1 protein-coding gene is annotated in these 698 nt (G+C 42.3%); it reads right to left on the reverse strand.

What is annotated here, in order from left to right:
- Positions 1-14 precede the first annotated feature (14 nt).
- A partial coding sequence (locus ACFINF_RS09450) for a filamentous hemagglutinin (protein ID WP_375620622.1) occupies positions 15-698 on the reverse strand: 684 nt, incomplete at its 5' end.

Here is a 698-nt window from a genome sequence, read left to right on the forward strand (position 1 = left end):
TTTTACGATGTGTTTCATTTTTTACTCCATGATTTACTTAAAGGAAATTGTTCACGATGAGATGAGCCGTAAAGCATGTTGCACATACGCCCCGCATCTCCAAGACAGGTATGGGAACTTATGGGATTTGTAGCCACTCTCAACCATTCTGTCCAAACGTTACTGCCAGCAGGGAGTGTCCCGTAGGTATAGCCATTGCCGCCAATAATTCTGCTGACAAAGTCATATCTATTCCCATCAAAGCCAATAGTGGTTTGTTTGCCATCACTCACATAATCTAACAGACCGGCTGCAACTAAAACATTAAAGGCTGGTCCATAGAGATTGATAGTCGTGTTTTCGTTGGCTATACCGTGAACACCTTCTTGTTTGAAAGAATTCAGCATATTCCCCAATGTCATTGTCCCGCGACTATGTCCATAAAGTTCTAACCCTGTAAGACCATAGCTATACATCAAATCTTTTGCTTCTTGTGTTGAATTGGTCAAACCCCAAAAGTTATTTTCCATAAACTTCTGATAGCTCGCGACTAGAAGTTCTGAGATAGCAGAATCGGCTTGAGGGAACACAACAAAATAAAGCGGTTCATTTTTATTCTCCGCATGTTGAACCGCATAAACAGCGGCTTCCTCTGGTGGAGTAAAGATGCCATTAAAGGACACATGCACCTTGCCATCAGCACCCTCTTGTAAATGCTG

The sequence above is a fragment of the Bartonella sp. TS25HLJMH genome (genome assembly GCF_042193505.1).
GTDB lineage: Bacteria > Pseudomonadota > Alphaproteobacteria > Rhizobiales > Rhizobiaceae > Bartonella > Bartonella grahamii.